7 protein-coding genes are annotated in these 14,638 nt (G+C 71.7%); 6 read left to right on the top strand and 1 reads right to left on the bottom strand.

Features of this window, described 5'->3' with window-relative positions:
* Positions 1–132: 132 nt before the first annotated feature.
* Both AQJ11_RS27575 and AQJ11_RS27580 read left to right on the top strand, forming a co-directional pair.
* Positions 133–3,936, top strand: a complete 3,804-nt coding sequence (locus AQJ11_RS27575; RefSeq protein ID WP_244218366.1) for a GH92 family glycosyl hydrolase — start codon at positions 133–135, stop codon at positions 3,934–3,936.
* A 214-nt stretch (positions 3,937–4,150) separates the two neighbouring features.
* Positions 4,151–7,378, top strand: coding sequence for a tetratricopeptide repeat protein (locus AQJ11_RS27580; protein ID WP_059264838.1), 3,228 nt, complete (start codon positions 4,151–4,153; stop codon positions 7,376–7,378).
* Positions 7,379–7,466: 88 nt separating this feature from the next.
* Here AQJ11_RS27580 and AQJ11_RS27585 read toward each other — a convergent pair whose 3' ends face one another.
* On the bottom strand, positions 7,467–10,736 hold the full coding sequence (locus AQJ11_RS27585; protein ID WP_059264840.1) for a GH92 family glycosyl hydrolase: 3,270 nt from the start codon (positions 10,734–10,736) through the stop codon (positions 7,467–7,469).
* 651 nt (positions 10,737–11,387) lie between these two features.
* Here AQJ11_RS27585 and AQJ11_RS27590 point away from each other — a divergent pair.
* From AQJ11_RS27590 to grpE, 4 genes are all read left to right on the top strand, one after another.
* Positions 11,388–11,774 (top strand): hypothetical protein, encoded by a 387-nt coding sequence (locus AQJ11_RS27590; RefSeq protein WP_059264842.1) that lies wholly within the window; start codon positions 11,388–11,390, stop codon positions 11,772–11,774.
* Positions 11,775–11,859: 85 nt separating this feature from the next.
* Positions 11,860–12,243 carry a J domain-containing protein gene (locus AQJ11_RS27595; protein ID WP_244218367.1) on the top strand — a complete coding sequence of 128 codons (384 nt, stop codon included), beginning with the start codon at positions 11,860–11,862 and terminating at the stop codon, positions 12,241–12,243.
* A gap of 35 nt (positions 12,244–12,278) precedes the next feature.
* On the top strand, positions 12,279–14,171 hold the full coding sequence (gene dnaK / locus AQJ11_RS27600) for a molecular chaperone DnaK (protein WP_058082375.1): 1,893 nt from the start codon (positions 12,279–12,281) through the stop codon (positions 14,169–14,171).
* Positions 14,172–14,173: 2 nt separating this feature from the next.
* On the top strand, positions 14,174–14,623 hold the full coding sequence (gene grpE, locus AQJ11_RS27605; RefSeq protein WP_059264846.1) for a nucleotide exchange factor GrpE: 450 nt from the start codon (positions 14,174–14,176) through the stop codon (positions 14,621–14,623).
* The last annotated feature ends 15 nt before the right edge of the window (positions 14,624–14,638 follow it).

Below are 14,638 nucleotides of genomic sequence, written 5' to 3' on the forward strand. Positions count from 1 at the left end.
AAGTCGCGACATAACTCCCTGAATGCCACAGCCAACACCCTTGACATCACGGACCACTTGACCACCTACTGGTTCCTGCGCCCCGTAGTTGACAACGTTGTCCGGAGGGGGCGCAGGAGGGGAAATCGGTAGATGCAGCGGAGAACGCGGCACAGATGGGGCCCGGCGGTCGTCCTCACGGCCGCCTTTGTCATGGCCGTCGGCGCGCAGGGCGCGGCGGTCGCCCTGCCCGGCAAGGCTCCGGCGCCCGACCGGGAGTTCGCATCCTCGTTCGAGGCGGGCGACCCGGCGCCGGACTGGCTGAACACCGTCGACACCGGACGGGACGGCACCAAGCGCGCCTCGGGCGTGGACGGCGGCTACAGCACGGGCATTCCGGGCAATGTCACCGACCATGTCACCGAAGTCCGGGCCAGCGGCGAGAACACCGGCGCCGGCGAGGTCAAGGAGAACCTCGTCGACGGCGAGCCCGGCACCAAGTGGCTGACCTTCGAGCCCACCGGCTGGGTGGAGTTCGACCTGGACAAGCCCGTGAAGATAACGACGTACGCGCTCACCTCGGCCAATGACTTCGGCGAGCGCGACCCCGAGGACTGGACCCTGAAGGGCTCCACCGACGGCAAGGACTGGAAGACGGTCGACACCCGCTCGGGCGAGAACTTCGCCGAGCGGTTCCAGACGAAGTCGTACGACCTCGCCGAGCCGGCCGAGTACCAGCACTTCCGGCTGGAGGTGACGAAGAACGCGGGCGCGCCGGACATCCTCCAGCTCGCCGACGTGCAGTTCTCCACCGGCAGCGGCGGTGGTCCGGTGCCGCAGGACATGCTGACCCTGGTCGACAAGGGCCCGAGCGGCTCCCCGACCGCCAAGGCGCGTGCCGGGTTCACCGGGAAGCGTGCCCTGCGCTACGCCGGGCGGCACACGGCGGCCGGCCGGGCCTACTCGTACAACAAGGTCTTCGACGTGAACGTCAAGGTCGGCGGCGACACCGAGCTGTCGTACCGCCTCTTCCCGTCGATGGCCGACGGCGACCGCGACTACGACGCCACCAACGTCTCCGTCGACCTGGCCTTCACCGACGGCACCTATCTGAGCGGCCTGGGCGCGCTGGACCAGCACGGCTTCCCGCTCACCCCGCGCGGGCAGGGCGCGTCGAAGGCCCTGTACGTCAACCAGTGGAACAACGTGGCCGCGCGGATCGGCTCGGTCGCGGCCGGCAAGACCGTCGACCGCATCCTGGTGGCGTACGACTCCCCCGACGGCCCGGCGAAGTTCCGCGGCTGGCTGGACGACGTGACGCTGAAGCCGGTGGCGCCCGAGAAGCCGAAGGCGCATCTGTCGGACTACGCGCTGACCACCCGCGGCACCAACTCCAGCGGCAGCTTCTCGCGCGGCAACAACTTCCCGGCGACGGCCCTGCCGCACGGCTTCAACTTCTGGACCCCGGTGACCAACGCGTCCTCGCTGAGCTGGCTGTACGAGTACGCACGGGCGAACAACGCGGACAACCTGCCGACGATCCAGGCGTTCAGCGCGAGCCATGAGCCGAGCCCGTGGATGGGCGACCGGCAGACCTTCCAGCTGATGCCGTCGGCCGCGTCCGGCACCCCGGACACCGGCCGCGAGGCGCGGGAACTGCCCTTCCGGCACGAGGACGAGACCGCGCGGCCGTACTACTACGGCGTCCGGTTCGTCAACGGCCTCAAGGCCGAGATGGCCCCGACCGACCACGCCGCCGCCCTGCGCTTCACCTACCCCGGTGACGACGCGAGCGTGCTGTTCGACAACGTCACCGAGCAGGCCGGACTCACGCTCGACAAGGAGCACGGGACCGTCACCGGCTACTCGGACGTGAAGTCGGGCCTGTCGACGGGCGCGACCCGGCTGTTCGTGTACGGCGAGTTCGACAAGCCGGTCACCGACGGCGCCTCCAGCGGGGTGAAGGGCTTCCTGCGCTTCGACGCGGGCGCCGACCACACGGTGACCCTGCGCCTGGCGACCTCGCTCATCAGCGTCGACCAGGCCAAGGACAACCTGCGCCAGGAGATCCCGGACGGCACCTCCTTCGACACGGTCAAGGAGCGTGCTCAGAAGGTCTGGGACAAGCTGCTCGGCAAGGTCGAGGTGGAGGGGGCGACCCCGGACCAGCTCACCACGCTGTACTCCGGCCTGTACCGGCTGTACCTGTACCCCAACTCGGGCTTCGAGCGGGTCGACGGCAAGGACCGGTACGCCTCGCCGTTCTCCGCGATGCCGGGTCCGGACACCCCGACGCACACCGGCGCGAAGATCGTGGACGGCAAGGTGTACGTCAACAACGGCTTCTGGGACACCTACCGGACCACCTGGCCCGCCTACTCGTTCCTGACCCCGTCCCAGGCGGGCGAGATGGTCGACGGGTTCGTGCAGCAGTACAAGGACGGCGGCTGGACCTCCCGCTGGTCCTCCCCCGGCTACGCCGACCTGATGACCGGCACCTCCTCGGACGTGGCGTTCGCCGACGCCTACGTCAAGGGCGTGCAGTTCGACGCGAAGGCGGCGTACGACGCGGCCGTGAAGAACGCGACCGTCGTCCCGCCGATGTCGGGCGTGGGCCGCAAGGGCATGTCCACCTCGCCCTTCCTCGGCTACACCTCGACCGACACGCACGAGGGCCTGTCGTGGGCGATGGAGGGCTACGTCAACGACTACGGCATCGCGAAGATGGGTGAGGCGCTCTACAAGAAGACCGGCGAGAAGCGCTACCGGGAGGAGTCGGAGTACTTCCTCAACCGGGCCCGCGACTACGTGAACCTGTTCGACGCCAAGGCCGGCTTCTTCCAGGGGCGCGACGCCAAGGGCGACTGGCGCGTGGACTCCGCGAAGTACGACCCGCGCGTGTGGGGGTACGACTACACCGAGACCAACGGCTGGGGCTACGCCTTCACCGCCCCTCAGGACAGCCGGGGCCTGGCCAACCTGTACGGCGGCCGGCAGGGTCTGGCGGACAAGCTGGACGAGTACTTCGCCACCCCGGAGACGGCCTCCCCCGACCACGTCGGCTCCTACGGCGGTGTCATCCACGAGATGACCGAGGCGCGGGACGTCCGGATGGGCATGTACGGCCACTCCAACCAGGTCGCGCACCACGTCATCTACATGTACGACGCGGCCGGCCAGCCGTGGAAGGCGCAGGCGTACGTCCGTGAGGCGCTGTCCCGGCTCTACACCGGCAGCGAGATCGGGCAGGGCTACCACGGCGACGAGGACAACGGCGAGCAGTCGGCCTGGTACCTCTTCTCCGCGCTCGGCTTCTACCCGCTGGTGATGGGCAGCGGCGAGTACTCCATCGGCTCCCCGCTGTTCAAGAAGGTCACCGTGCACCTGGAGAACGGCCGGGACCTGGTGGTGCGGGCGCCGGGGAACAGCGCGAAGAACGTCTACGTCCAGGGCGTCATGGTCAACGGCCGCCCCTGGAAGTCGACGTCGCTGCCGCACTCGCTGCTGTCCAAGGGCGGGGTGCTGGACTTCTTCATGGGCTCCAAGCCGTCGGCGTGGGGCACCGGGAAGGACGCGGCACCGGTCTCCGTCACCCAGGACGACAAGGTGCCGGCGCCCCGCGCGGACGTGCTGAAGGGTGACGGCCCGCTCTTCGACGACACCTCGGCGACGAGCGCGACGCTCACCTCGGCGGACCTCCCGGTTCAGGGCGACGTACGGCCGGTGCAGTACACGCTGACCTCGGGAGCCGACCGCACGAAGGCACCGGCCGGCTGGACCCTGGAGGGCTCCACCGACGGCACGACCTGGCGGACCCTGGACCACCGCTCCGGTGAGACGTTCACGTGGGACCGCCAGACCCGCGCCTTCACCATCGCCGCACCGGGCACCTACACCAAGTACCGCTTGGTCCTGGACGGCGAGTCGACCCTGGCGGAGGTGGAACTGCTGGGCTGAACAGCGGCCCACCCGCGATGACACGAGGCCCCGGGGGTCCGCCGGACACCAGGCGTCCCCCGGGGCCGTACGACATCGTCGCCGGGCTCGGCGGCCAGCGTACCCGGGGGTGCCACACGCCAGGATGATCCGGTCGGCTCCGCCCACCTCTGTCAGTGCGCCGAGGCAGAATCGACCCCTGTCACGCACCGCGTACGACGAGGGGGGTCGACCGATGCACGCTCCCGTGGACATCCGTGAGCTGGTGCGCTTCGCGCTGCACACGATGGGCGAGCGCAACGCGCACCACGAGTTCGAGCGGCTCTGCCTTGAGGTCGCCCGCCGGCGTCTGGTCAGCAACCTGCTGCTGGCCACCGGACCGGTGAGCAGCGGGGGCGACCAGGGACGGGACGGCGAGAGCTTCTGGACGGCCCTGGTCCACCCGCCGCACCCCCCGGCCTCGGAGTTCGCCGCTCTCGCGTCGCCGCAGCGGGTCGTCCTGGCCTGCACCATCCAGAGGACCAACGTCCCGGCCAAGGTCAGGAAGGATCTGGCAGCGATCAACGGACAGGGCCGCGCCGTGGACCGTGTCCTGTACTTCACCGTCGCCCCCGTGCCGGTGGCCGCACGGCACGCGCTGCAACGTGAGGCACGGGAGGTCCACGACGTCGAGCTGGACGTCTTCGACGCGGTCGCCCTCACCGACTTCCTCACCGCGCCGGACCTGATCCACCTGGCCCAGCGGCACCTGGGGCTGCCCTCGCTCCCGGGCATGGGCGGTGAGCCCGCGGGAGACCTGTCGGTCGCAGTCCCCGAGGACGCGATCGAACACCACATCCGTGGCCGGGACGCGCTGTTGGCCGAGCTGGCGGAGCAGATGACGCGTGGCGGCGACCGGGTGGTGCTGTGCGGGGTCGGCGGCTGTGGCAAGAGCACGGTGGCGCTGGCGCTCGCCCGCCGGGGCCGCGCCGCCGGGTTGCAGGTGTGGTGGGTCGACGCCGCGACCCGCAGCACCTTCGAGGAAGGGTTGCGCGAGGTCGCCGTGCAGGCGGGTGTGTCCCGCGTGGAGGCCCGCGAGGTGTGGTCACGGCGCGAGGCGGCCCGGGACGTACTGTGGCGCGCGCTGGACGCCCCGGGTACGGGGCGATGGCTGCTGGTCGTCGACAACGCCGACGACCCGTCGACGGTGCGCGACTGGATCAGGACACCCCGGCCGGGGAGCACCGTGTTGGTCACCAGCCGGGAGCAACGGCCCGCCGCCTGGTGGAGGCAGGCGGCCGTGCACACCGTCGACCCGATCGGCGAGGCGCACGGCGCCGCGATGCTCCGGGAACTCGCCCCGCGGGCCGGGACAGAGGAAGAGGCCCGGAGCCTGTCCCGGCGGCTCGGCGGACTGCCGCTCGCCCTGCTACTGGTGGGCAGGTATCTCGCCATGACGAGCGACGACCCGGTGCTCCCGGAGTCGCACACGCCGCGCTCGTTCGCCGCGTACCGGGCGGCGCTCGACCGGGAGTTCCCCGAAACCGTCTCGGCCCTGTCGCACGACCCGTCCGGTCCGCTGACGCGGACCTGGGAGATGTCCCTGGATCTGCTGGAGGCGAAAGGCGCCGTCGTCGCACGGCCGCTGTTCCGGCTCATCTCCTTCTTCGCGCCCGACCCCCTGCCGGTCGTGCTGCTCATCGGCAGCGTGCTGGCGCGGGCGAGCGTGTTCGCCGGGCTGTCGGCGACCGGTCTGGAGGAGGCCGTGCGCGGTCTCCTCGGCTGCGGGCTGCTGAACCGCCGCCGGATCGAGGCGGACGGTACGACGGTGGACACCCTGGTCGTCCACCCGCTCGTCCGTGAGATTACGCGCATGCAGCCGGACGCCGTCGCGGGCGCACCCGAGTACACGACCCTGGCCGTAGTGCTGCTGGCGAAGGTGGCCGGCGGGCTGCCGAGCGACGACACGTCGACGTGGCCGCTGTGGCGTCTGCTCGCACCGCACTGCACGTGGGTCGCGTCCGACACCTCCCACACGGCCGGGGAGGAGTGGATGGTCCGCGGTGACCTCGCCGCGCTGACCGCCGCGTACGCTCACACGGCCGGTGTGTGGGCGCTGGCGGAGGAGCAGCTCCGCCACGCGTTGGACGCCCTCGGGCACTGCCTTCCCGCGGACGCGCCGCGCATCGTGGCGACACGGCACAACCTGGCCTACCTCCGGCACGATCAAGGACGTTATGACGAGGCCGAGGCGGAGCTCGCCCACGTCCTGGAATCGGCGCTGAAGACCCTCGGCCCGGATCACCGGACCACCCTGGCGGCACGCCATGAACTGGCCAGGCTCCGTCTGGACCGCGGGGACGTCGCCTACGCCCATGCCGAGCTGTCCGTCGTCGTCTCCCGCACGGCGGAGGTGCTGGGGCCCGACCACCCGGTCACCTTGGCGGCTCGGCACGAGCTCGGCCGCACCCTGCGCGCCCGAGGCGACCTGGCCGGGGCCCGGTCCCTGTTCGAGCAGATCGTCAGCGTCAAGACGGACTCCCTGGGCGAGGCGGCACTGCCGACGCTCGTGACCCGTCATGAACTCGCTGACCTGCTCCTCGAACTCGGCGAGGTGGAACAGGCCCATGCCGCCTTCACGGAGATCCTGGCGCTGGAAGACCGGACGCAGGGACCCGCCCACCCCAGCACCCTGGTCACCAGGAACAACCTCAGTCGCGCCCTCGTCGAACTCGGACGGCTCGACGAGGCCGAGGCGGAGCTGTGCGAGACGCTCGCCGCGTGGGACCGTATCGGTGAAGGGGCTCACCCCATGGCACTCGTCACGCGCGGAGCCCTCGGTGGTCTGCTCGCCACGACCGGCCGGGCGGCCGAGGGGGAGAAGCTGCTGCGGACAGCGGCCCTCGCGCTGGAGCGGATCTTCGGCGCCGGCCATCGCGAGACCGTCGACGCCCGGCTCAACCACGCGGAGTCCCTGCACCGGTTGAACCGGCACGCGGACGCGGAAGCCCTGCTCCGTGCCGTCGTGGGAACCTTGGTGGATACGGCCGACGGCGAGGGGCCCCGCCTGCTGGCGGCGCGCCGGAAACTGGCCGACATCTACTTCGAGCTGGGCCGAGACGCCGAGGCGGAGGACGAACTCCGCCGGATCGTCGCCACGAAGAGCAGGGACCTGGGGGCCGACCACCCGGAGACCCTCCAGGACCGCCAGGCTCTGGCGGCCGTCCTGCTGCGCCAGGGACACACAGCTCTCGCGGCCAGACAACTCGTGGCGCTCGTCGATCCGTTGGACGCCGCCCTGGGCCGCAACCACCGGGACTCCCTGATCGCGCGGTCGAATCTGGCCTTCGCACAGTCGCAGCTCGACGCCGACGCGGCAGCCAGACGCCAGCTTCGACGCGTCGTGGCGGTGTACGAGGAGGACGGACTTGTGCCGGACGATTTGCTCGCCACGGTGCAGGAACTGCTCCACCAGTTGGGGTGAGGCGAGCCGCCGGCCGGGGCCGTGACGAAGGTGCACCGGCACGGTGCGGAGCGCGGAGTCCGTGTGGGTGCGCCCCGCACCGCCGGTGTCAGCCCGTGGCGAGGGTGAACACGTGCAGGTCCGTGTCGCGCGGGAGCGTGACGCTCTTGATCTGCTTGCCCGCCGGGGCCTGGTACGGCTTGGTGGCGAAGACGTACGTCGCCACCGGGTCCTTGTCGGCGCCGGCGACATTGCGGTACGCGGTCTTGGCGACGACCTCGTTGCCGTACTGGACGGAGCCGCCACCGCCGCCCACGGTCCAGTCGGTGAAGGACAGGTCGACGGTGCCGGTGGTGCCGTCGGTGTAGGTGACGGTCGCCTTGGTCTGCTGGTTGCCGTTGACGGCGCTGCCGATGAAGGACAGGGCGCCTGCCGGGGCGTTCAGCAGGATGGTCTGGCCGGACGCCGAGGCGTTGTCGGGGCGGCCGGCGGGTGAGGCGGGCCAGGTGAAGGCGAGACCGCCGGCCGTCGCCTGCTTGCCCGGGGTGAGGCCGGCCGCCGCGAGGGCCTGCCGGGAGTAGCTCCAGCCGCCGCCGTCGTAGTCGGCCTCGTCGTGGTCGCCGTCGTCGTCGGAGACGCCGGTGCTGTTGTAGGCGGCGAGCAGGGTGCCCGGCGCGGCCACGGTGAGCGCCACCGGCTGCTCGTAGGAGGAGTCGCCCGAGGTCACCGTGACCCCGACGTCGGCGAAGCCCTGCTCGGCGTCCCGCGCCGCCGTGAGCGTGATCTGCTGGGCGCCGTCGGTGACCGTGCCCTCGGCGGGCGTGGCCGTCACCCCGGCCGGGGTCTGGACCCGGAAGCGGACCTCGGGACCGGTGCCGCCGGTCAGGGACAGCGCGCGGATGCCGATGGTCGTGCTGTCACCGGGGGCGAGGGTGGCCGTGGTGGGCCCGACGCCGATCTGGTACGGCTGCTCGCCCTCCCGGAAGGACGGCGGCGGGCTGCTCGCGCCCCAGTCGTGGTCCGGGGTGGCGGACAGCGTGTAGTCGAGCCGGCCGCCGTCGCGGACGAAGGACGCGGGCAGCCACGGCCGGTCGCTGCTGCGGCCGTTCACCTTCAGGGACCGGACGTACGGTGCGTCGGCCGCCGCTCCCGTGGCGCGCACGGAGATGTCGTTGCCGTGCGGGCGGTCGATCTCGATCCGCTCGAACAGCGGTGAGGCGAGGACCAGTTCGGCGCGGGACGGCACCTGCGGGTACATGCCGAGGGCGGAGAAGACGTACCAGGCGGACATCGCGCCGAGGTCGTCGTTGCCGGGGATGCCGCCGGGCTCGGTGGACCACAGCTGCCGCATCGCCGCGCGGACGGTCTCCTGCGTCTTGTAGGGGGCGCCGGCGTAGTCGTACAGGTAGGGGACGTTGATCGACGGCTCGTTGTCCAGTTCGGACTTGGTGCCGCCGTTGCCGGTGAAGGCCCAGCCGCCGTCGGCGTCGTGGAAGAAGTCGTCCAGCCGGGCGAGCGCCGCCTCCCGGCCGCCCAGCGCGGCGAAGAGGCCCGCCGGGTCGTGCGGGACCATCCAGGTGTACTGGGCGGCCGTGCCCTCGACGAAACCGTTGCCGGTGTCCGGGGTGAAGCCGGTGACCCAGCTGCCGTCGGCCTTGCGGCCCGCGATGTAGCCGCCGTCCGGCGCGGCGGCGACGTTGAAGTTGTTCTGCCACCACTGGGCGCGGTGGGCGAAGGTGTCCGCCGTGTCCTTCTCCCCCGCCGCGCGGGCGAGTTGGGAGATCGCGAAGTCCGCGCCGGACATCTCCAGGGTCTCGGCGGCCCCGCCCCAGGCGTTGGACACGCTCGGCATGTAGTGCAGCTTGAGGTACTTGTCGAGGGAGGGGCGCTGACCCACCGACAGCACGGGCTTGCCCGCCGGGGACAGGTCCTGCGGTGTGGGGACGGTGGCCGCCCGCACGAGGGACTTCAGGGCGCCCTTGAGGTCGAAGTCCGTGCCGCCGAAGGCGCGGATGCCGGCGAGCGCGGCCGGCGAGGGGTCGCCGTTCATGACGTGGGTGCCGCTCGCGCCGTGCAGCCAGCGGTCCCAGACGCCGTTGTTCTGCCGGGCCAGCTCGTACAGGGACTGCGCGATGTCCGAGCCCGTGCGCGGGTCGAGCAGCGTCAGCAGCTGGACCTGGTCGCGGTAGACGTCCCAGCCGGAGAAGGTGCCGTACTGGGCGTGCCGCCGCCGGTCGACCGTGTGCACGCGTCCGTCGGCGCCCCGGTACCTGCCGTCGGCGTCGCTGATGACGTTGGGGTGCAGCAGCGCGTGGTAGAGCGCGGTGTAGAAGGTGGTGCGCTCGGCGTCCGTGCCGCCGCCGACCCGGATGGCTCCCAGCCGCTCCCGCCAGGCCCGGCGGGCCGCCTCCCGGACCGCGTCGAAGGACCGCCCCGGCGGATTCTCGGCGGCCAGGTTGGCCTCGGCCGCCTCCCGGCTGACGTAGGAGATGCCGACCTTGACGTTGACCGGACCGTCGCCGGGCGCGAACCGGACGTACCCGCCCGCGCCCTTCCCGGCGACCGGGCGCCCGCCGTGCGAGAAGCCGCCGGTGCCGCCGGACGCCTCGCGGGAGCCGGGGTCGAGCCGGTCGTCGCGCCAGGTGCCGGTGGCCTGGAAGGCGCGGTCGAAGCGGGCGGTGAAGTAGAGGGTGTAGTAGGCGCGCTGGCCCTCGGGGTCGAGGTAGCCGCAGAAGTTCCCGGAGGTGACCGAGCCGGAGATGGTCCGGGTGTCCGGGTCGATCGAGACCGTCGAGTCCTGCGAGCCCACCTCGGAGTTGGCGGTGCGCACCAGCAGCGAGGCGGGCTTGCCGGCCGGGTAGGTGAAGCGGGCCGAGCCGGTGCGCGCGGTGGCGGTGAGGTCGGCGGTGACGCCGGAGGCCAGGCCGACCTTGTAGTGGCCGGGCTCGGCGGTCTCGTCGGCGTGGCGGAAGTCGGAGGCGTAGACGGCGTCCTTGGTGTCGCTCGCCGGGGAGGAGGTGACCTCGCCGGCGTACGGGAAGAACGGGATGTCCCCGCTGCCGCCGGCGCAGCCGGTGCCGGACATGTGGGTGAGGCTGAAGCCGCGGACGCGGGTGGCGTCGTACTGGTAGCCGCCCGGCGCGGCGGTCCTCGTGGCGTCGCCGCGGGTGTTCTCCGGGCTCCAGGAGAGCATGCCGAACGGCACGACGGCGCCCGGGAAGACGTCGCCGCCGTTCCTGGTGCCGATCAGCGGGTCGACGTACGGGGTCGGGTCCTTGACGAGGCCGTGGGGCGCGGCGGGCGCCGCCAGGGCGGGAGTTGCGGTGCCGGCGGTCGCGAGGAGCGCGGCCAGCAGCAGGGACGTGGGTCTGAAACGCATGACGCGGCCCTTCCTCCTAACGGACGGGTCGCGCACCACAGGTCGCACAAGCCGCAGGGACAGTAACGTGCGCCACCGGTACCACGGAAGACCGCGTACGCGCCGGGAGGCGTACGCCCTCATCACCCGGCCGGACGAGCCAAATGGCTTGACATCGTTGTCGGTTGAGGCGGTAGAGTCATGTGCACGACGATTGACAACGATGTCGCTCGCCATCTCGCCGCACAAGCCACGCGGTTACAGGCCAATTCCCTCCGGACAGGCAGCCCACCCCCCTCGCCTGCCCGGCTCGCGGACCCGGTGCGAACGCCACCGGGTCCGCCCAGAGCGGCCCGGCAGAGCCGGAAGGGGTTCACCGGCGTCGGCGAGCCCGTGATCGCGTCGACGCGGTCCGGGCTCGCGGTCGCCGCGCTGTTCGAGGGAGAGGCGCGGAGGCCGGGGCCGCCCCGGACTCGCGCGGCGACGAGGCCGAGGTGCGGGAGCCTGGCCCGCGTCCGAGCCACCGGGGCCGGTGGTTCCTCTCCCGCCCGCCGGGCTCGCGTCCGAGCCGCCGGGGTCGGCAGTCTCTCTCCCCCCGCCTCGGTCAGCGGCTCGGCGTGGGGGAACCCGGCGGGGAGAGAAGTACCGGAGTTCCGCTCTCGGGAGGTCTCCGTGGCACGGCTGCTGATCGACGGCGACGACCTCGTGGTGCGGCTGTCCTGGGGCGAGCGGCTCCGGGCGCGCCGCCGGGAGGTCCGGCTGCCGGACGCGGTGATCAGGGACGCGTGGGCCGAGCCCGACTGGTGGCGCGCGCTGCGGGGAGAGCCGGAGCACGGCCGGCGACGGCCCGCCCGCCCCCTGGGCGAATGGCGGCATCCGCGCGGACGGGACTTCGTCGCGCTGCGGAGTGGGTACCCGGCCGTTGTCGTCGACCTGTGGCCCACCCCCTCCCCCGCACACCTCTCACGGGTCGCGGTCTCGGTGCCGCCCGAGGAGGCCGGTGAGCTGCTCGAAGACCTGCGGCGACACAGGGTGCCGGAGCGGCCGGCCCCGGCATAGGCCGCACTTGACACACGTCCACTCAAGTTTTATCCCGATTGATAGGCAATTCGGTTCGAACGCGCAGTTCGTGGTGGGTGAGGAGGTGACCCGCACGGTGGAGCCGGACCTGTACGCGGTGCTCGGTGTGGCGCCGTCCGCCACGGCCGGGGCGATCACCTCCGCCTTCCGCCGCAGGGCGTGGGAGCTGCGGCCGGACACCCGGGTGGACGCGGTCACCGCGGCCCGGTTCGACGAGGTGCGTACGGCGTACGAGACGCTCCGGGACCCGGTGCGGCGCGCGGTCTACGACCGGGCGTACGAACGGTCGTCCCGGCACCGGCACCGGCACCGCGCTCCGTCCGACGCCGCCGCCGCGGCGAGCCCGCTGACCCGCCTCCGGTACCTCTTCGTGCCGGGCGGCGCGGCTGCCGAGCCGCCGCTGCGCGCGGGACCGGTGCGCTGGGAACCACCCGGTGAGCGGCCGTAGGGCACTCGGGCCGACGAGGAAGAGGGAGCACGCAGATGGCGCGTCCGGTCGGAATCGATCTCGGTACGACGAACTCGGTGGTCTCCGTCCTGGAGGGCGGCGAGCCCACCGTCATCACCAACACGGAGGGCGCACGGACCACGCCGTCGGTCGTCGCGTTCGCCAAGAACGGCGAGGTACTGGTCGGCGAGGTCGCCAAGCGGCAGGCCGTGACGAACGTGGAGCGCACCGCGCGCTCGGTCAAGCGGCACATGGGGGACCACTCGTGGCGGTTCCCCGACCAGGGGGACATCGACGGCAAGCGGTACACCGCGCAGGAGATCTCCGCGCGCGTGTTGCAGAAGCTGAAGCGGGACGCGGAGGCGTACCTCGGCGAGGACGTCACCGACGCGGTGATCACCGTGCCCGCGTACTTCGACGACGCCCAGCGGCAGGCGACCAAGGAGGCCGGTGAGATCGCGGGCCTGAACGTCCTGCGGATCATCAACGAGCCGACGGCGGCGGCGCTGGCGTACGGGCTGGACAAGGGCAACGACCAGACCGTCCTCGTCTTCGACCTGGGCGGCGGCACCTTCGACGTGTCGCTGCTGGAGATGGGCGAGGGCGTCATCGAGGTGAAAGCCACCAACGGCGACACGCGTCTCGGCGGCGACGACTGGGACCAGCGGGTCGTGGACCACCTGGTCACGCAGTTCAGGAACAACTACGGCGTCGACCTGTCCAAGGACAAGATGGCCGTGCAGCGGCTGCGGGAGGCGGCGGAGCGGGCGAAGATCGAGCTGTCGTCGTCCAGCGAGACCTCGATCAACCTGCCGTACATCACCGCGTCCGCCGAGGGTCCGCTGCACCTGGACGAGAAGCTGACGCGCGCGCAGTTCCAGCAGCTCACCGCGGATCTGCTGGAGCGCTGCAAGGCACCGTTCCACAACGCGATCAAGGATGCCGGGATCAAGGTGTCCGACATCGACCACGTGGTCCTGGTGGGCGGTTCGACGCGGATGCCGGCCGTCACCGAGCTGGTGAAGGAGCTGACCGGCAAGGAGCCGCACAAGGGCGTGAACCCGGACGAGGTGGTGGCCGTCGGCGCCAGCCTCCAGGCCGGTGTGCTCAAGGGCGAGGTCAAGGACGTCCTGCTGCTCGACGTCACCCCGCTGTCCCTCGGCATCGAGACCAAGGGCGGCATCATGACCAAGCTCATCGAGCGGAACACGACGATCCCGACCCGGCGCGCGGAGATCTTCACGACGGCCGAGGACAACCAGCCCTCGGTGACCGTGCAGGTCTACCAGGGCGAGCGGGAGATCGCCGCGTACAACAAGAAGCTCGGCATGTTCGAGCTGACCGGCATCGCGCCCGCTCCGCGCGGGGTGCCGCAGGTCGAGGTGGCGTTCGACATCGACGCCAACGGCATCATGCACGTCTCGGCGAAGGACCTCGGCACCGGCAAGGAGCAGAAGATGACGGTGACCGGCGGTTCGGCGCTGCCCCGTGACGACATCGACCGGATGGTGCGGGAGGCGGAGCAGCACGCGGAGGAGGACCGCACCCGGCGGGAGGCCGCGGAGACGCGGAACCAGGCCGAGCAGCTCGTCTACTCCACCGAGAAGCTGATCAGGGAGAACGGCGACAAGATCCCGGCCGACGTGAAGTCCGAGACCCAGACGGCGCTGGACGAGCTGAAGGAGAAGCTGAAGTCTCAGGACACGGCGGCGATCCGGCAGGCCCTGGACCATGCCGCGCAGGCCGCGCAGAAGATCGGTACGGCACTGTACGAGCGGTCGCGGAGCGAGCAGGCCGGGCAGAGCGGGCAGGCAGGCCAAGCCGGCCAGACCGGCCAGGCCGGTGCCGGTGGTACGGCGGGCGCCGGCGGGGACGACGAGGTGGTGGACGCCGAGATCGTCGACGACGACAAGCCGGAGGCGGGCTGACGATGGACGGGGCGCGGACGCGGAGCTCGGACGAGGTGGAGCGCCTGCTGCGCGAGCGCACCGCCGATCTCCAGCGGGTGAAGGCGGAGTACGACAACTACCGCAAGCGGGTGCGGCGGGACCGCATGGCCGTGCGGGAGATCGCCGTCGCCAACGTGCTGACGGCGCTCCTGCCGGTGGTGGACGCCGTGGACCGGGCGTGCGCGCACGAGCCGCTGACCCCCGGCCTGAAGGACATCGCCGACACGGTGCGGACCCAGCTGGGCTCGCTGGGGCTCCAGGCGTTCGGGGAGGAGGGCGAGCCGTTCGACCCGGCGTGCCACGAGGCGATCGTGCACCGTACGGCGCCGGGCGCGCGGCGGCTGGTCTGCGCGGAGATCCTGCGCCCCGGCTACCGCCTCGGCGACCGCCTCCTACGCCCCGCCCACGTCACGGTGACCGGGCCACCGTGACGCCGTCGGGCGGGC

Origin of the sequence: Streptomyces corchorusii, from assembly GCF_001514055.1 — a bacterium.
Lineage (GTDB): Bacteria > Actinomycetota > Actinomycetes > Streptomycetales > Streptomycetaceae > Streptomyces > Streptomyces olivaceoviridis.

Excerpts from the sequence above, each read along its gene's own strand:
- AQJ11_RS27575 (WP_244218366.1), top strand. The coding sequence starts at position 133 with ATGCAGCGGAGAACGCGGCACAGATGGGGCCCGGCGGTCGTCCTCACG.
- AQJ11_RS27580 (WP_059264838.1), top strand. The coding sequence starts at position 4,151 with ATGCACGCTCCCGTGGACATCCGTGAGCTGGTGCGCTTCGCGCTGCAC.
- AQJ11_RS27585 (WP_059264840.1), bottom strand. The coding sequence starts at position 10,736 with ATGCGTTTCAGACCCACGTCCCTGCTGCTGGCCGCGCTCCTCGCGACC.
- dnaK (WP_058082375.1), top strand. The coding sequence starts at position 12,279 with ATGGCGCGTCCGGTCGGAATCGATCTCGGTACGACGAACTCGGTGGTC.
- grpE (WP_059264846.1), top strand. The coding sequence starts at position 14,174 with ATGGACGGGGCGCGGACGCGGAGCTCGGACGAGGTGGAGCGCCTGCTG.